This is a genomic window from Halogranum amylolyticum (assembly GCF_900110465.1).
Taxonomy (GTDB): Archaea; Halobacteriota; Halobacteria; order Halobacteriales; family Haloferacaceae; genus Halogranum; species Halogranum amylolyticum.
This window is the reverse complement of the sequence record NZ_FODV01000010.1, coordinates 95,649-112,795: the sequence shown is the minus strand read 5'-3', so window position 1 is coordinate 112,795 and position 17,147 is coordinate 95,649. Positions and strand designations below refer to the sequence as shown.

The following is a 17,147-nucleotide window of genomic DNA, read 5'->3' as shown; positions in this document are numbered from 1 at the left end:
GTCCCCGCTATCTGAATAAAATCCGCGTCCTAGAGGTCGGTAAGATACGGTTGGGACTTCCCGTCGATTCGCGTCTTTCCGTGACATCTACCGAATGGGGTCCCGTAGAGCGTAGCCGGCGAGAGTAACGTTTGTATTCAAATTTAGAGGGTAATACTGCCTATTCACAACGATTTGTATAGTATCGATTGAAAGTGAGTTCTATGGTTCGTAGTAACCACCTTGAGGAGACTGACCCAGCGGTCTATGCTGCCGTTCAAGACGAGAGACGTCGTCAGGAAGAGAGTCTCGGGCTGATCGCGTCGGAAAATCATGTTTCGGAGGCGGTTCTCGAAGCACAGGGTTCGGTGTTGACGAACAAGTACGCCGAAGGATATCCCGGCTCTCGATACTATGGTGGTTGTGAGCACGCCGACACTGTCGAACAGTTGGCGATCGACCGTGCGAAAGAACTCTTCGATGCAGAGCACGCGAATGTTCAACCTCACAGTGGCACGCAAGCGAATATGGGTGTCTACTTCGCGATGCTCGATCCCGGTGACCGAATTCTGTCCTTGGACCTTACTCACGGTGGACACCTCTCACACGGGCACGACGTCAACTTCTCCGGCCAACTCTACGATATTGAGCAGTATGGCGTTGACCCTGACAGTGGATACATAAATTACGAGTCGGTGGCTGAACACGCTACAGAATTTGATCCCGACCTCGTCGTCAGTGGAGCGTCGGCGTATCCGCGGGAGTTCGACTACGAGCGTATCCACGAAATCGCATCTGACGTCGACGCGTATCACCTCGCGGATATTGCTCACGTTACTGGTCTCATCGCGGCCGGTGTACACACGAATCCGATTAGCAACGCAGACTTCGTCACTGCAAGCACTCACAAGACGATCCGAGCAGGCCGAGGAGGATTAATTCTCACGTCGGATGAATTTTCTGAACAGATTGACAAATCTATCTTCCCCGGAAGTCAGGGTGGACCGCTCATGCACAACATCGCTGGAAAAGCGGTGGGATTCCAAGAAGCACTGACGCCCGAGTTCACTGAGTACGCTAAGCAGGTAGTAGCGAACGCAGAAACCTTAGCTACCACCTTTTCCGAACACGGGCTGTCCCTCGTGAGCGGAGGTACTGACAAACACTACGTCCTCGCGGATCTGCGAGACTCTCATCCAAACGTGACTGGAAGTGACGCCGAAGAATACCTTCAAAACGTAGGAATCACTGTCAACAAGAACACTGTTCCCGGTGAGACCCGATCGCCTTTCACCACCAGCGGTATCCGAGTTGGGACACCGTCGCTCACAACTCGTGGGTTCACGCAATCAGAGATGGAAACTGTCGGGCACGCGATCGTCGACGTCATCGAACACCCTGAGGACCAAGACGTGATCGAGGATGTCTCATCGTTAGTTGATCGCCTATGTGAAGAGTATCCAATCTATGATTGACCGACAGCGTCACATCCTACGGAGCTGCCACGGTGATATCAAACTCACCGTTAATCGCGTAACGACTGAGTCCGTTTCAAAAGTTCCAATCCAGACCACCGATGACCGTCTCAATTGAAGACATAGAGCGTGCGAGAAAGCGTCTCGATCAATCAGCGGATATTCGTCAGACTCCTGTCGAAGAGAGTTCGACGCTTGGCAGAGCAGTGAACGCTGACGTCTGGTTCAAGTACGAACACTTCCAGAAAACAGGGTCGTTTAAACCCCGTGGGGCATTCAACAAAATTTCGCAAGTAGCGCAAGGAGACGCGACCCGGGTGGTCGCCGCGAGTGCAGGGAACCATGCACAGGGTGTCGCATTCGCTGCAACCGAACTCGGACTCGAGTCGCTCATCGTTATGCCGGAGACTGCTCCGCAGGCAAAAGTGGATGCAACGGAAGGGTACGGGGCAACTGTCGAGCTCACAGGGAAGACGTTTGCCGAGGCGATGGACGCTGCACGGTCGTACGCTAACGATTCTAACACGGAGTTCGTTCACGCATATGATGACCCCGCTGTTGTCGCTGGTCAGGGTACGATTGGGCTCGAATTGACCGAACAAGTGCCGGACCTAAGCGTTCTCACCGTCCCAATCGGTGGTGGGGGCTTGATCAGTGGTATCGCAACGGCGGTGAAGTCGTACGACGAGTCAATTCGCGTTGTCGGTGTTCAAGCCGAATCCGCTGCTACGGTCCCTCAAAGCCTCGACAAAGGGCACCCAGTCGAGAATGAGACTCCCGACACGATTGCCGACGGAATCGCCACGGGGGGTATCTCAGACCTCACATTCGGGATCATTCAGAACCACGTTGACGACGTAGTCACGGTTACGGATACCGAAATTGCGCAGGCAACATTGTGGCTGTTGGAACGCACGAAACAGATGGTCGAAGGGGCCGCTGCGACGTCCGTTGCGCCACTTCTCTCGGGGGCGATCGACTGCCGAAGTGAAACGGTCGTTCCGCTCCTCTGTGGCGGTAACATAGACATTGCAACGCTTCAAGATATGCTCACGCGAGCTCTCGTCGATCGACGTCAGTTCGTTACGCTTTACGTTCGTATCGACGACCACCCCGGAGTTCTTGGGGAAATCGCGGACATTATCGGTCGCCACGATACAAATATCCGGAGCGTACGCCACGATCGCTCTGAGGAGGGACTCCCCGTCGGCAAGGCAGACCTGGTCATTCGAACGACGACTCCTGGTGAGAATGCGATGAGACAAGTCGTCTCCGATATCAAGGAGGCCGGGTATACCATCAAGCGGGTTGTTCCCACTCCGGAATCAGTCGGGAGTCACGATATCTAACGTCGATTCAGCGAAGGATTCTCTTCCGATTTCCCATTGATTCCACTGTTATTGTCACCGTATTGACGACGACACTGACCAAACAATTTTACCCTACCGACATGGAGTAAGCGTGATGCCAGACATGGCCGAGTACGAGTGGCGACTCATTCGAGAAGAGCCCCGGTCGGGCCCGATGAATATGGCACTTGATGAGATTGCTGCAGAGACAGCTGCATCAGGGGGGCCGAGGACGGTACGAGTCTATCAGTGGGAGCCGAGCTGTCTCTCGTTGGGTTATGGACAAGATCCGACTACCGTCGATTGGGACTACTGCTCACGCGAAAAAATCGACGTGACGCGACGTCAAACCGGTGGTGGTGGAATCTATCACGATCACGTCGGTGACATCTCCTACTCGATTACCGCCCCGAAGGACGAACTCCCGGGTGACCTCTTGGAGTGTTACCATTTGCTCTGTAAACCCGTCCTCAAAATGTTCAGAAACCTCGGAATACCCGCCGGTTACGCCGATGAACCCCGTCCAGCGATCTATCACCCGGCGTGCTATCTGCGGGACCTCCATCCGGCCCACGATATTCTCGCTCAGGGACGGAAAATATCCGGCAATGCCCAATATCGACAGAACGATGCAGTGATTCAACACGGTTCGATCACCTTCTCGTCGCTCCCAGAAGACCACCTAGCGGTGTTCTCCGAGCCAGATGTGGTGGATGAGAGATTCGACAAACGAGTAGTCGGTATCGACGAATTCGTGGACATACGTCGGGGGCAGGCCGTTTCAGAACTTGAATCCGAACTCGCAGCGTTCGTTGATGCGACCGAGGGTTCTTGGACCGACGGTGAACTGGAGCAGGCCCGAGAGCGCAGTACAGCAAAATATGAGGCCGACGAGTGGGTTCACAAGAGTTCACCCGAACCCTGACAGAGTCTACGCGTACGGCGTGAAGGTTTCATTCGAAGGGTTCACTGGACTCGTCTCTGATATTCACGCTTTCTCACACTATCGGTCGTGTGCCGTAGTTCGCTCCGGCTCTCTCACCGAAGTTCGAATTATCGATTCAGCGTATGAATCGCGTGTCCCTGTGCGTTCTCGGCAGCCTCCATGACTGCTTCTGAAAGCGTCGGGTGTGTGTGAACCGTCGTTGCGATGTCCTTCAGCGTCGCTTCCATATCGATAGCCAACGCCACTTCAGCAACAAGTTCTGAGGCTTCCGAGCCCACGATTTGTGCGCCGAGGATAGCTCCACTCTCACCATCAGCGACAAGACGGGCGAATCCGGCCGTGTCACTGGTCGTTAGTGCACGCCCCGATGCTCTGAAGGGGAACTTCCCAACAATGGGATTGTAGCCTTCCTGTTCCGCTTCATGTTCTGTTAGTCCGACAGTTCCTATCTCGGGGTCCGTGAACACCGCAGCAGGAATTGACCGAGTGCCACTGGAGGGTGAGTTCTCTGCCAGGGCAGTGGCTGCAATGATTCCTTCGTTGCTGGCCTTATGTGCAAGCATCGGCTCCCCAGCCACGTCACCCACAGCGAAGACGTGTTCGAGGGACGTACGCCCATGACGATCGGTCTCTATGAACCCCTGCTCGTTCAGTTCTACTCCGGTATTCTTCAATCCGAGAGTATCGGTTACAGGCTGACGACCGACTGCGACTAAGACCCTATCCGCCGAATAGATTGATTCCTCTCCATCCTTGGTTTCGGTAACGACTTCCATACCGTCGTCAGTATCGCGCCATTCAGTTGCACCTTCACCGAAGTGGAAGTCGATATCCAATTCGCTCGCACGTTTTCGTACGACACGTGTGATGTCGTCTTCATATGCAGGAAGGGCGTCGTCGAGCATCTCGACGACATCGACTTCCGCTCCAAGCTTTGCAAACACGGTTGAGAGTTCCATTCCGATGTAGCCCGCTCCGACAACTACGAGACGGTCTGGAACCGATTCTGCCGCGAGTGCATCCCGTGAAGACCACACTTTGCTGTCTGCAAAGTCGAACCCTGGAATCTGAATTGGGCGTGACCCTGTCGAGATAACGCAGCGGTCGAACGTGATCGAACTCTGCCCCGACTTTTTGCCCTCAGACGTAACTTGTATTTCATTCTCGTCGACGAACGACGCCAGACCTTCGACGAGGGTAACCCCGTTTGCCTTGCAGAGTTTTTCGACGGCACCAGTGAGTTTGTTAGTTACGTTCGACTTCCACTCTTGCATCTTCGCCATGTCGATTGTCGGGTCTGCAAAAATCCCCATCTCCGACGCTCCTCTCGCCTCGTACGCAAGGTCTGTGGCACTGATATAGGCCTTCGAAGGAATACAACCATGATTGAGGCAGACGCCGCCGTACGCGTCTTTTTCGACCAGAGTTACGTCGAGACCGTGTTGTGCGGCGCGAATAGCAGCGACGTAACCTCCGGGTCCTGCGCCGATAACCAGTACATCTGTTTCGATTGAATCATTTTCAGCTGTCATTTTTTGACATTATCTTGAATTAGTTGAACGCTCTGTCTGAGGTCTGCAAACGTGAGGTTTGGTGGGTTTTCGCTAGCTTTGATCTTTCGGCCACTTCGCTTCCGAGTATCTGTCGTGCTGCATGCCCCTTGTCTGTGGACACATCAGTCGTTATGATGGCTCTTTCACGACAGATACTGAGTGGCTGTACTTGGTCCATCTTGTACATTTCGGTAGACACCAACGATACTCTGCTGACGCTCCGTACCTCTCTCCTCTTCTTTCGTTTACCACTCGGACATGATCGTGGTTCTATTCAATCTCGTTGGATAGCGGCATCAATCGCTGCTGACACGTGCCTGCTTTCGTGCTTGTTCGACACTCCTGCCGTCTCGGAGCAGTGCATCAACGAAGAGTTCACCCGCTCTGTAGGACGAGCGAACCATTGGCCCCGAGGCACAGTACAGAAAGTTCATTTCTTTTTCTGCGACCTCGCGCCATGTTTCGAATGCGTCGGGGTGGACATACTCGAACACATCTATGTGTGAACGTGAGGGTTGAAGATACTGACCGAACGTGACGATATCGACGCCGACTTCGCGCAGGTCAGAGAGCGTCTGATAGACCTCGTGATGGTACTCGCCGAGACCGAGCATGAGGCTCGTTTTCGTGTATACGTCGGACTCTTCACTTGCTTGCTGAAGAACGTCGAGAGTCTGTTCGTAACCCGCGCGACGGTCTCGAACCGGCCATTGAAGACGCTCTACTGTCTCTATGTTATGAGCAAATACATCAGGGCCCGCGTCGAGAATCCGCTGAACTGCATCCGGGGACCCTTGGAAATCCGGGGTAAGTACCTCGACGAGGATACTGGAATCACGTGTTTTAATCTCTCGAATTGTCTCGGCGAAGTGAGCCGACCCCCCGTCAGCTAAATCATCTCGGTCAACGGAGGTCAAGACGACGTAATCCAAGCCAATCTCGGAGACCGCCTCTGCCACGTTCGCGGGTTCGTTCGGATCAAGTGGTTCCATGCCTCCAGTCTGGACGTCACAGAAGTTGCAACCTCTTGAACAACGATTTCCCATCAGCATGAACGTCGCCGTTCCCGGCCCCTCGCGTCCACTCCAGCACTCCCCAAGATTCGGGCAGTTAGCCTCCTCACAGACTGTATGGAGATTACGACTCCGAAGATTCTGCTTTATTTCGGTGAAGCGCTGACCAGATGGCGGACGCATCTTGAGCCAGTCGGGCTTTCGCCTACCGGTCATACCGGAATCTATCGTCGAATCGTGATAAGCTTGCGGGTGGGCTCAATCGGTTCCTAGCTTTTCTTTTTCTGCATCTGAATCGACATCTGCAGGAAATTTTATGTGTATTCGAGCAACTGGACCAAATGATGCGCGTTATCCAAACAGCCGAAGCACCCTCTGCAGTCGGAGCCTACAGTCAAGCGACGACGAACGAAGAGATTCTGTTTACATCGGGTCAAATCCCGATGACGGCAGATGGGGAATTACTGGCCGAAGCGAGTATCGCCGAACAGACCGAACAAGTTTTTGACAACATCGTGGCCATACTCGATTCGGAAGGGGGCACACTCGAAGATGTACTTAAAATGACAGTCTATCTCAACGATATCGATGATTTCGATGAGATGAACGAAGTCTATAGTGGTTTCTTCGACGATTCTCCACCTGCCCGAAGCGCTGTCGAAGTCGCTAATCTCCCGAAAGGCGTTGACATCGAGATTGAGGCCATAGCGAGTCTCTGAGACACTCTTTTTGACTCGGTAAGGTCCTGTTTTTCGAATAGACCTCTGTAATCTGATTCCCGCACCACTCTACCTGGCGTTCTCATAGAACGTGTTCGTCATACGGTCAGGTTCAAAGTAGTCAGGGGACGATCATAGGCGAGTCGCGTCGTCTGGCCAATCTCGCTATCGCTATTTACACATTAGAATTTCCCACACTGGGAAATTACTCTCTGCTGGTTCTGAAAATCTGCAATCTATTTGAGTAAATCATTCTGGTACAACGGGCTCGTATTTGAGCTATGGATAAAGATGACACCGCTAGTGCTGTAATCCTATCCGTACTGAGCTGCCATCAGAATCGAACGGCCACGATCCGAGTAGATGACACACAGACCTTCCTCCGTGTATTTCCCAACAGCCGAAACAGGTGCCTACACGGTTCTTCTCACCAAGTCATGTACTCCCTGACGAGTTTACGGTAGACGTTTACATGTGTACTCAGATTATCGGGAATGCTCTACTTCCAGTAAGATCGTTACCCAGAGTGCTGAGTGAAAGTCATCACTCATTCAGTCGCATGCATGCGGTCGGGTAAGTGACCAGTCGCACGAACCCTTGTGGGGGTCGTATATGTGAAGCTTATCAATGTTGACGGTTGGTGCCTCCCTCTGATCAGCATCGATGACGTCCTGCCGCTTGATTAGCTGTTACTGAGATGCGACAGAAAATGGCTGAATCTCACCAATAATTATTTATAGATTGGGTCGAATGGGACTATTTAGCATGGTCGGATACCAAACAATAGCGACGGTGCCGATTTATATGGACATTGCCAATAGCACTTGGCTATGGCTTGCAACGGTACCGGTAGTACTAGTTGTCCTATTACAAGCTGGGCTGTTCCTCCAGCGTGCGTGGAAAAACGGGAACGAGATGGGACTGTCAGATGAACAGTTAAAAACCGGGCTCAAAACGGGAGTGATCTCGGCTATTGGCCCTGCTGTAGCTGTTTTAGCCGGTATGCTCGCTCTGATTGCAACCGTAGGTGGTCCAGTCGCGTGGATGCGACTCTCTGTGATTGGATCAGTAGCATTCGAGTTACCGGCTGCCGAACTCGGTGTCTCTCAATTCGGCTACAGTTTGGGTGATGACGGCATCTCCGAACAAGCGTACGCAACCGCAGTATGGTCAATGACTCTTGGTGGAACAGGCTGGCTATTGGTCTCGGCACTAGGCACCCCGCACATGGAGAAGGTGAGACAAAGGATCGGGGGCGGGAAAGAAAAACTCATCCCGATTATCAGTTCGGCGGCTATGCTCGGGGCCTTCGCTTATTTCCTCACAGGAGAGGTGACGGCCGGTACCCCGGAAACTGGATCTGTAGCCGCTGGTGGTTTGGCGATGCTTGGGCTGTTACAAGTCGCAGATAAAAAAGATGTACAGTGGATCAGAGAGTGGGCGTTAGGAATTGCAATGGTAGTTGGTTTAGCCGTCGGAATCATTATTCAATTATCGATTGGAAGTTTGTGGTAGTATGTCTGAACAACAACAACAGCACGATACGATTGACGCCAGCGAAGTAGTAGAGGAGGCAGCACAGGACAAAAGCATCTACCAAAATCGGTTCATCCCGTATATCAATAAGTGGGGACGACGGACCAACCTGCTTGCGGTAGCACTATCTTTGGGACCTGCGCTAGTCTTGCTCACAGTTTTCGAGATCGTTCCTCCAGTGGGAGCGATCACTGGGGCGTTTGTATCGGTAGTCGCCACATTCGGGATCTTTTGGATCGTCGAACCGGTATCTTACTACCCCGTTTTGGGGATTCCGGGTACGTACATGGCTTTCTTGTCTGGGAACATCTCGAACCTTCGGCTGCCATGTGCCGCCGCTGCCCAAGAGAGTGCCGACGTAGAACCCGGCACGCCACAGGGTAGTTTGATTTCGACAATAGCGATCTCTGCATCGATAGCTGTGAATATCACGATATTAGCAGTGGGCGCAGTTGCCCTCGTCTCCGTCTTCCAAGCACTTCCAGAGCTGTGGCAAAATGCACTCGACTCCTATCTCGTCCCCTCCGTATTCGGTGCGATATTCGCACAGTTCGGAAGAGATTATCCAAAGCTCGCGGGTGTAGGGTTTACAATTGCACTGGTCATGACGCTGTTGATGGACTTCGGCCTGCTCTCGTTCCTTCCGGGCCTTCCGCTGTACGCCGTAATAATAGCCTCTGTATTCGGAACGATGTACGTTGCGCGGGCGATGTGGGAGAGAGGTATGATCAGTTCGTCAGACGAGTAAAGGAATCCATGTTGTGATATCTTTCAATTAGAATATATCCGATTACATCGATAACTAATATATGGGATATCGATATTAGTTTAGATATGCCAGAGGAGATGGATTTGGTTGAGCTGCGACGACAGTTCCATCAGTACCCGGAGCCGGGATGGTGTGAATTCCTAACCACGGTGAGCATCGTCGAAGAACTTGAACGTCTCGGAGTGGATGAGATACACGTAGGCCCCGACGCGTTGGAAACCACCGAGCGATTAGGCGTTCCGGACGAGGAGGAACTCTCACAGTGGTTCGAAAAAGCGAAATCCGAAACCGACCGGATGGATATTTTAACGCACATCGAAGGAGGAAATACGGGTGCCGTTGCAGTCGTCGATCGCGGTGAGGGACCTACTATCGGGCTTCGCGTTGATATCGATGCACTTCCGATTGAAGAGTCACGTGACAGCAAACATACACCGGCGGCCAAGGGATTCCGGTCAAATAACGTCGGGTTCATGCATGCTTGTGGGCACGATGCGCATATCACATTTGGTCTAGGTACGCTTAGGGCGGTTTTGGAAAGTGATTTTAGCGGAACGTTCAAGGTATTCTTCCAACCTTCTGAGGAACTCCTCGGCGGCGGAAAACCGATGGCTGCAGGACCACATATTGACGACGTAGAGTATCTGATCGGTGCTCATATTGGACTTGATTACCCAACAGGGACCGTTGTTGCGGGACTCGACGGGGCACTCGCTCTATCTCGGTTCGATATTATTTTCGAAGGAGAGTCTGCGCATGCTGGGTTCGCACCTAACGATGGTCGGAACGCAGTACAAGCGTTAGTGACCGCTGCGAATGACATGTATGGGATTCCTCGGCACAAAGAGGGTTCAACGCGGGTGAACGTCGGGAACATCCACTCCGAGAATCCCGCTAATGTGATTGCCCATCGAGCGACCGCCAATGCGGAGGTTCGTGGGGAATCGACCGAACTGATGGAGTATATGCGTGATGCCGTCTATCGGTGCCTTAATTCGGCTGCGGATCTCCACGAATGTACTGTGGAGGCCTCGCTTATCGGAGAATCGATTCGGCAAGATTGCGATGAAGAGTTGGTCAGTCTCGTGAGTGACGTCGCAGAGAGTATTGATAGTACTTCCACAGTTCTCCGACGTGATAACTTAGGAGCCAGTGAGGATGTTACGTATCTACTGAAAGCAGTCGTTGAAAATGGAGGAAAAGGAACGTACATCGGTATCGGTGGCAGTAACCCCAGTGGACACCACACCCCCACGTTCGATATCGACGAAGAAAGCCTTTCAATCGGAGTGTCGGTACTTTCCCAGACAGCACTCGAACTGCTCTCCTAACTACACTGCGACACCATTTCTCGTCGCTAACGTGACACACCCTCGGGTTTTGAGATACCGTACGATGCGGTTATCATGGTCCCCGTGTCATTTTTGTCTCAACTTCTAGCTGTATATCGACCAAACTGAATTCTCGGACTTGGCTCAGACTTACTTTCAGTACGCCTGTTACGTTATAACCCACGTATTAGACAAATATTCTAGGATATATCGAAACGTTATTTTTTGATTCAGTCTCTGTGATGAGTGTGGTTGAGTTAACACCTCCGTACTGGTTGGCACAACGAGGATGATTCTAAGCAGATCGCCTTTATCTATCGCTGACCGATGCTTAGATTGCCAGCAAACCCGATGCCACATCATCAGGAAGAGAGCAACATCTGTTTCTCTCTTCCACAGTGAAATAGTAAAAAGCCTCTATCGGTACCAGAAACCTCCCTGTGAACGAGAAGGATAACGAGACCGTCTACTTCGAGGATATCGAAAAGGACCGTAGTATCGTGTGGGTCAACGATAGTTTCGGAACAGGAAGTCATCGACTTCGCAACGGAGTTCGGCCCGCTGGATCACTACACTGATTCCGACTCGGTAGCAGAGAGCCGGTAGGATATGTGTCGTTCACCACATCAAGTGTGCCGCGAAACAGTGAACTCAACCGCTGTCTATCGGTTCACTAGTGTCAATTTTCTTTATACTCTGAGCCTCTCGTCCCGAGCTTTGAGAGTGGTTCGCTACAGATACGGTCAAATACCGATTTGTCGGTGTGAACAGTAGGAATGTACATAGCCCAAATCTATGTTAGTATCTAATATCCTTGGTCTCAATGGAGATGCTGTTCGATAATTCATCTGCCTCTACTGTGAGAAAGCGGATAGTCAGCAACCGACTCCCACGCTGTGTCGGACAACCCGCAGAGAGAAGAACCACATATTCAAGCAGACAGCGGAACGAGTAGGTGTCATGGCTTCACTGGATGTCGTTACGGTTGGAAGCGCTCTTATCGACCATGTTTACACGCTTTCAAACCTACCGAAACCAGATGGCGGGGCGTTCGTCCACGACTATACCACTACTGTCGGTGGCGTCGCAGCAAACGTTGGCTCTGGACTCGCCGCGCTCGACCGTGACGTCGGGATTGTCACGCGTCTCGGAGAGGATGCCACCGAAGAAATCAAAACCACGTTGCGAACGCGCGGTCTGGACGTCACCCAGGTTCGCTCCGGTTCGGAAGAGTCCTCGTATACGCTAATCTTGCGGGGCCCTACCGGAGAAAAGATGATCGTTGCTGGCGGGCAGAGTGTGCCACAACTTCAGCTTGATACCACCGACGGAGAATATCTCACCGACGCGAACGTCGTTTTCAGCAGCGCTTATGCTCCTGACGCAGTCGTCACCGAGCTCGTGGCGGCTCGGGAGCGTGGTGAGATTGCACACCTCGTGTTCGACCTCGCAGGACCACTCTCGGAACTCGAGGGACGTGGCACAACTCCGGAAACTATCGACCGAGTGCTCTCAGTTGCTGACCTGTTCGTAGTCGGTGAGGTGGCTGCTCGCTCATATTTTGGTGAGGATTTCGAAGATACTATCGCCGCTCTCAGACAGCGATCTCTCCCGCGTGCGGCCGTCACTCGTGGGGACGAGGGAGCAGTTCTTCTCGATGGTGATACAACAGTCGATATCTCAGCTATTCCTGTCCCAGTTGCGGACACGACGGGCGCGGGCGATGCATTCACTGCAGGACTCATCCATGCATGGGTACTTGGTGAGGCTTCTCCAGCAGATGCGGGACGGTTCGCTGCTGGCGTCGCTGCGCTTAATTGCAGTGCTGAGGGTGCTTGCGGCTGTCTTCCCGATGAAACCAGCGTTCAAGCACTCATTGACGAGTACTAATGGATAGACGCGACGAGGCGTTCGACCGCCGCTTCGTCGACTGGAGCGGTCGTTCTTCTGTCGCGTTTCAGTGCCGTTCCGACAATCGCGCCGTCGGCGACCGAGAGCAGATCGGATGCCGTCTCCGGTGTGACCCCGCTCCCAATCAAGACTGGGACGTCAAACCCGTGGTCATCACGACACTCGACTACTCGATCGAGAACCGTCGTATCAACGGTCGCGCCGGTGCCCGTCCCGCTCACGACGACGGCGTCGGCACCGCCACGCTCGATTAAATCGCCGAAGGTTTCCTCGAGAGTACGTTCAGCAAGCGCAGCGGAGTGTTTCACGTCGATATCGGCGAGGATGGCAACATCGGTATCCAGTCGATCGCGAAGCCGCAGCGTCTCGTGGGCCATTCCCTCGATGATCCCCTGATCGGTGAGACGCGCACCTGTATGTACGTTCACACGGACGAACGTACCCCCCGTCGCAGCGGCGATACCGAGTGCGCTCTGCACGTCGTTTCTAAGGATGTTTACTCCAAAGGGGACCGATACTTGATTGCTGAGTGTTTCAGCAAGTGCAGTAATATCGGCAACGACGTGTCGAGGAACACGGTCTGGATAGAACGGAGTGTCACCGAAGTTCTCGAGCATGATACCGTCGACACCGCCTGCTTCGAGTGCAGTAGCGTCTTGTAAAAGACGCTCACGAATCGCGCTTCGATCCTCATCGTAACCGGGTGCGCCCGGAAGTGCCGGCAAGTGAACCATTCCGATAATCGGCGTTTCGCTACTGAAGACGTCCATATGACTCCATAATCGCCTAGTGGCTTAATTGTACAGAAACTCTTCTCCCGCCCACAGGAAGGATGAAAATAAGGCGGAATACACTGAAGACGAAACCCGGAGGTTTCCGAGACACTTCTCGCATCTTCGGACACTCAGACTCTTGTCGACCTGGGGTGACCGCCTACTCAGCGTCGCGTTTGGCACCGCAATCCTGGCAGACGGGCGAAACCCGTCGTCACCAGGCACCGCTCGCGTGTTGTCGTCTACGTTGTCAATGGAAACTTTCTCCATGTCACATAGTTCGGATATAACCACGGTCTATCTGTATATTCGAAACTTGTTCGCTCAAGTACACCGATTACAGATGGACGCCGCCGGCAACATCGTTCTTCCCCGAATGCAGTAGAGGACGAAAAAAAGGTGATTCAACAAGGTTTCCAGAAGCGTGTGCTCTGTGCAGATCTGAAACCACCGCACAGTATTCAGACAGTGACCTGAATTTGACCCTCTCTTTTTCAGCAGCAGCTGTTCATCCACTGTTCAGAGATATCATTCTACGTTGTCTAAAACGGAACTGATTTGCCCCCATATCCCGTTCGTCTAGAGTGCAAAACGATGGTAGGTGAATCGAAACACCACCGCCAAGGAATCGCCATACCGCTCGCTGTTCGTAACCTCTCTCGCGTTCTTGTTGTGGTGATATGTCTCGCTATACCCGTTGGTCTCGTTACGGGAATATTCCTTCGAGCTCTCTATTGGCTGATGACTATCCTCTGGGAAACGATTCCGGAGGCAATCACAGTGTTGCCGGGTCACCCATTATATACGATTCTTGTCTGTACTGTCGGAGGTGTCACGCTCGGGCTGGGGCGCATCCATCTCGGCGACCATCCAGGCGACGTCGAGAAGCTACTGTCGGAAATCCGCGGTGGCCGTACCATCGATCACGACGAAATCTCAAAAGGAGCAGTCAATTCTCTGATATCACTCGTCTTCGGTGCGAGTCTCGGTCCTGAACTTGCGTTAGTGGCCATCGGAGGTGGATTGAGTTCACACGCTCTCGCGAGGCTGAACACCGCGATTCGTACAGCGTGGTCTGCGACAGTGGCAAATACGAGTGTGTCACTTCGAGATCTGTTCTATCCTGCGACCGACCGATCTGCCCAACCCATTGGAAAGAGTGACATCCCACCCATCCCACGATGGTGGCGATGGATTCCGGGGCTCGCGGCTATCGTCCTCGGGCTCGTGGCTCTTAAAGTAGCTGCTGGAAACGGACTGAAGTTCGGATACGCTGTCCCGGAATTCCAATCGGCGAATCTGATGTGGCATCTAGGAGGGGCAATTCTCTTTGGGGCAATCGGTGGTCTCGTTTCGGTGTTATACCTCCGATTTCGACATCAGTTACAAGACCGTCGAGGAAACGAGAATCGCCTCGTTCGATCGGCAGTAGGAGGTTTTACATTGGGATTCGCTGGAGCTGTCGCGCCGGGTATTCTTTTCTCCGGCCAGAACGCCATCAATGCGCTCTTTACTGGACTCCCACTTCCAACAGAGGCATTGCTCGTAGCCGGTCTCACCAAAATCATGATGGTGAGTGTGATGCTGGAGACGGGCTGGAAAGGCGGTCCAATCTTCCCGCTCTTGGCCGGAGGTGCTGCCATCGGCGCAGCACTCGCTCAGGTACTCCCTGGCATTGGTACTATAGTCGGATTAACCGCAACGATGGCAGGGGTGCCGACCGGCGAATTGCCTCGACCACTGATAATCGCTGGGTCTGTGGCCCTCTTCTACTCGAGTTCGCTGTTCGTTGTTGCAGTTCTCGGTGCGGTTGCTGGCACGCTTGTCGTTCGAACGACGCGGATGATGTAATATCCTCCTCGGTGTAAATTCGGGGCTTCTCGTACCGCAGGTGGTTATTTGCCGGTCTCCGACTGCGGTTACGCACGGATCAAGAGATTCCTTGTTGTATGCGTATGAGAGAACATGAATATGCTGAGCGGCGATTAATATGAATGGTTTAATCTTCATCACTGCTCGCCGAGTTTGTACCCCAGTAAAAGAGGGCAGCTCCGAGACCGACAATGGCACCCAGCACGACGAAAGGAAAGATAGATTCGTCGGTCACGCGGTGGAGTGCACTTACGATGAGCGGTGCGAGGAACGCGGAGCCAGCCACGGCAATATTCATCAAGCCGACCGTCGCAGTTGCATTCTCGGAGCCGAAACGAGTGAGGACAATCGGTGACCAGAGCGAGGCGAGAGGTCCGAGGGCGATACCAAACCCGAAGAGGACGATATAGACTAGGAGATTTGAGTGTGCAAATGGGAATACAAACGCGCATAGGCTAGCGAGAACCACACTTGTCACGAAAGTCTCACGCTGACCTACACGGTCTCCAATAACTCCTCCTCCGATACGGGTAAAAACGCTAACACCACCGATGATACTGAGTCCAGTAGCGGCGATCTGGCTATCGATCCCATTCGCTGTGAGAATCCCGACGAGGTGGGCAGAGAGTACGTAATACCAGCTAAATGTGAGAGCGAACCCAATCGCCGTGCTGAGAAACCGCGAGTCGCTAATCCTTGCGCGGATCCATGCAGCGTCAACGGTGGTTGAATTCTGCGAACCTCTCGGCGGTCGATGGTAGACGAGGCTCGATACGAACACAAGAAGGGCAGTTACCCCAATGACGACAGCGAAGGCGGGTCGGAGGTTGATCTGGTTGAACAGCCAGAGCCACACGAATGGCAGCACCAGCGGGCCGAGACCAATCCCCGTCATCGTGATACTCGTCGCAAGCCCTTGATAGACATCGAACCATTGCGGCGCGAGTGAAACGACGATCGTAAACGCGGTGCCTCCTGCCGTGCCGAGAAGTGCAAACGCTACAACGACCCCGATATACGAGTTGACGATTTGAAGAAGTGCGGTGGCAATGGCGAGTCCGATGCCAACCATTGCGAGGACGGGCCGGAGGGAGAACCGGGTTGCGAACACACCGAAAAGTCCACCGCCCATAAGGAAGAATGCAGTCGTAATTGAGAATACAGACGAGACCTGCAACGAAGAGAGGCTGAAGGTTGCAGCGAGGCGGTCGGCATAGACAGTGAAGGTAAAGACAGCCCCCCAGATCATCGTGAGGATACAGATTCCGAGCCCGACGATCAGCCACCCTTGCGTGGAATCGAGAGCCTCCTCGCGCGCGCTGGATACTTCGGTTGTCGTCACTCTCCACACCTCTCACTGAGGTAGCGGCCCGCCGTAAGTCTGTAAAGTTCGATCATTCTTCGAGAGAGTTGTTCGTCCGAGTCGGAAACTTGTGCCAAGTTAACAACTGAATCATTCCTTTAGTAACCATTTTATTGCAACTACAGTCTGTTGTAGTCGAACTGGCTCTCGAGCAGTAGTACCGCCGTCGGTATTACTAACTCAACGAATTCATCGTAGCGATTTAGGATTGTTGAAATAATCTCCTCAGTGACAGCCGAGAATTCAGATACGGTAGCTTCAATCTCTGAATCAGTCATCGCCAGCTATTGTCCTAACAACGGTTTCGCCTAGGTCAACTTTGGATTCGGCCAGATTACTCTCGTGCCACGTCGGTACCAGACGAAGGTGATTATTGCCCCCGCGGCGTTCGAGACGGCGAACGACAGCCATAATTCTATTAGTCCATTCGCGACAGCGAACACCCCAGACCCCTAGTGCCATGACGAGGAGGCCAAGAAACACAACGCTTCGGCGACCAAACTAATCTGATACCTGACCAAAGATGAGATGCCCAGGAACGATTGGGAGTGCGTACAC

The 17,147-nt window shown here is 53.0% G+C and carries 14 protein-coding genes; 9 read left to right on the top strand and 5 right to left on the bottom strand.

Features of this window, described 5'->3' with window-relative positions:
• Positions 1 to 203 precede the first annotated feature (203 nt).
• From BSG17_RS16580 to BSG17_RS16570, 3 genes are all read left to right on the top strand, one after another.
• On the top strand, positions 204 to 1,454 hold the full coding sequence (locus tag BSG17_RS16580; protein ID WP_089826079.1) for a serine hydroxymethyltransferase: 1,251 nt from the start codon (positions 204 to 206) through the stop codon (positions 1,452 to 1,454).
• Between the two features lie 101 nt (positions 1,455 to 1,555).
• The gene (gene ilvA / locus BSG17_RS16575) at positions 1,556 to 2,803 is read left to right on the top strand and encodes a threonine ammonia-lyase (RefSeq protein WP_089826077.1); all 1,248 of its coding nucleotides are present in this window, start codon (positions 1,556 to 1,558) and stop codon (positions 2,801 to 2,803) included.
• A 115-nt stretch (positions 2,804 to 2,918) separates the two neighbouring features.
• Positions 2,919 to 3,728 carry a lipoate--protein ligase family protein gene (locus tag BSG17_RS16570; protein ID WP_089826075.1) on the top strand — a complete coding sequence of 270 codons (810 nt, stop codon included), beginning with the start codon at positions 2,919 to 2,921 and terminating at the stop codon, positions 3,726 to 3,728.
• Positions 3,729 to 3,856: 128 nt separating this feature from the next.
• Here the strand turns inward: BSG17_RS16570 and lpdA are convergent, their stop codons facing one another.
• On the bottom strand, positions 3,857 to 5,281 hold the full coding sequence (gene lpdA, locus BSG17_RS16565) for a dihydrolipoyl dehydrogenase (RefSeq protein ID WP_089826072.1): 1,425 nt from the start codon (positions 5,279 to 5,281) through the stop codon (positions 3,857 to 3,859).
• Between the two features lie 317 nt (positions 5,282 to 5,598).
• Positions 5,599 to 6,531, bottom strand: coding sequence for a lipoyl synthase (lipA, locus tag BSG17_RS16560; protein WP_089826070.1), 933 nt, complete (start codon positions 6,529 to 6,531; stop codon positions 5,599 to 5,601).
• A 125-nt stretch (positions 6,532 to 6,656) separates the two neighbouring features.
• On the opposite strand from lipA, the gene BSG17_RS16555 reads away from it, so the two are divergent.
• The 5 genes from BSG17_RS16555 (at position 6,657) to BSG17_RS16535 (ending at position 12,560) form a co-directional block, all read left to right on the top strand.
• Positions 6,657 to 7,034 carry a Rid family detoxifying hydrolase gene (locus tag BSG17_RS16555; protein WP_089826068.1) on the top strand — a complete coding sequence of 126 codons (378 nt, stop codon included), beginning with the start codon at positions 6,657 to 6,659 and terminating at the stop codon, positions 7,032 to 7,034.
• Positions 7,035 to 7,799: 765 nt separating this feature from the next.
• Positions 7,800 to 8,549, top strand: coding sequence for a DUF5058 family protein (locus tag BSG17_RS16550; RefSeq protein WP_244531567.1), 750 nt, complete (start codon positions 7,800 to 7,802; stop codon positions 8,547 to 8,549).
• A 1-nt stretch (position 8,550) separates the two neighbouring features.
• Complete coding sequence (locus BSG17_RS16545) at positions 8,551 to 9,318, top strand: hypothetical protein (protein ID WP_244531566.1); 768 nt, start codon at positions 8,551 to 8,553, stop codon at positions 9,316 to 9,318.
• 86 nt (positions 9,319 to 9,404) lie between these two features.
• On the top strand, positions 9,405 to 10,670 hold the full coding sequence (locus BSG17_RS16540; protein WP_089826065.1) for an amidohydrolase: 1,266 nt from the start codon (positions 9,405 to 9,407) through the stop codon (positions 10,668 to 10,670).
• A gap of 960 nt (positions 10,671 to 11,630) precedes the next feature.
• A complete protein-coding gene (locus tag BSG17_RS16535) occupies positions 11,631 to 12,560 on the top strand; it encodes a carbohydrate kinase family protein (protein WP_089826063.1) in 930 nt (309 codons plus the stop codon).
• Here BSG17_RS16535 and BSG17_RS16530 read toward each other — a convergent pair.
• A complete protein-coding gene (locus tag BSG17_RS16530) occupies positions 12,557 to 13,351 on the bottom strand; it encodes a BtpA family protein (RefSeq protein WP_089826061.1) in 795 nt (264 codons plus the stop codon). The genes BSG17_RS16535 and BSG17_RS16530 overlap by 4 nt on opposite strands.
• Before the next feature lie 597 nt (positions 13,352 to 13,948).
• Here BSG17_RS16530 and BSG17_RS16525 point away from each other — a divergent pair.
• Positions 13,949 to 15,205 (top strand): chloride channel protein, encoded by a 1,257-nt coding sequence (locus BSG17_RS16525; RefSeq protein ID WP_089826059.1) that lies wholly within the window; start codon positions 13,949 to 13,951, stop codon positions 15,203 to 15,205.
• Between the two features lie 148 nt (positions 15,206 to 15,353).
• On the opposite strand, the gene BSG17_RS16520 is transcribed toward BSG17_RS16525, so the two are convergent.
• A complete protein-coding gene (locus BSG17_RS16520) occupies positions 15,354 to 16,568 on the bottom strand; it encodes an MFS transporter (protein WP_139246665.1) in 1,215 nt (404 codons plus the stop codon).
• Positions 16,569 to 16,708: 140 nt separating this feature from the next.
• On the bottom strand, positions 16,709 to 16,867 hold the full coding sequence (locus BSG17_RS27110; RefSeq protein WP_170864831.1) for a hypothetical protein: 159 nt from the start codon (positions 16,865 to 16,867) through the stop codon (positions 16,709 to 16,711).
• Positions 16,868 to 17,147 lie beyond the last annotated feature (280 nt).

Bases quoted from the DNA above. Each gene is read 5' to 3' on its own strand.
- BSG17_RS16525 (WP_089826059.1), top strand. From the start codon at position 13,949: ATGGTAGGTGAATCGAAACACCACCGCCAAGGAATCGCCATACCGCTC.
- BSG17_RS16570 (WP_089826075.1), top strand. From the start codon at position 2,919: ATGCCAGACATGGCCGAGTACGAGTGGCGACTCATTCGAGAAGAGCCC.
- BSG17_RS16555 (WP_089826068.1), top strand. From the start codon at position 6,657: ATGATGCGCGTTATCCAAACAGCCGAAGCACCCTCTGCAGTCGGAGCC.
- BSG17_RS16535 (WP_089826063.1), top strand. From the start codon at position 11,631: ATGGCTTCACTGGATGTCGTTACGGTTGGAAGCGCTCTTATCGACCAT.
- BSG17_RS16550 (WP_244531567.1), top strand. From the start codon at position 7,800: ATGGTCGGATACCAAACAATAGCGACGGTGCCGATTTATATGGACATT.
- BSG17_RS16545 (WP_244531566.1), top strand. From the start codon at position 8,551: ATGTCTGAACAACAACAACAGCACGATACGATTGACGCCAGCGAAGTA.
- lpdA (WP_089826072.1), bottom strand. From the start codon at position 5,281: ATGACAGCTGAAAATGATTCAATCGAAACAGATGTACTGGTTATCGGC.
- ilvA (WP_089826077.1), top strand. From the start codon at position 1,556: ATGACCGTCTCAATTGAAGACATAGAGCGTGCGAGAAAGCGTCTCGAT.
- BSG17_RS16530 (WP_089826061.1), bottom strand. From the start codon at position 13,351: ATGGACGTCTTCAGTAGCGAAACGCCGATTATCGGAATGGTTCACTTG.
- BSG17_RS27110 (WP_170864831.1), bottom strand. From the start codon at position 16,867: ATGACTGATTCAGAGATTGAAGCTACCGTATCTGAATTCTCGGCTGTC.
- lipA (WP_089826070.1), bottom strand. From the start codon at position 6,531: ATGACCGGTAGGCGAAAGCCCGACTGGCTCAAGATGCGTCCGCCATCT.
- BSG17_RS16540 (WP_089826065.1), top strand. From the start codon at position 9,405: ATGCCAGAGGAGATGGATTTGGTTGAGCTGCGACGACAGTTCCATCAG.
- BSG17_RS16580 (WP_089826079.1), top strand. From the start codon at position 204: ATGGTTCGTAGTAACCACCTTGAGGAGACTGACCCAGCGGTCTATGCT.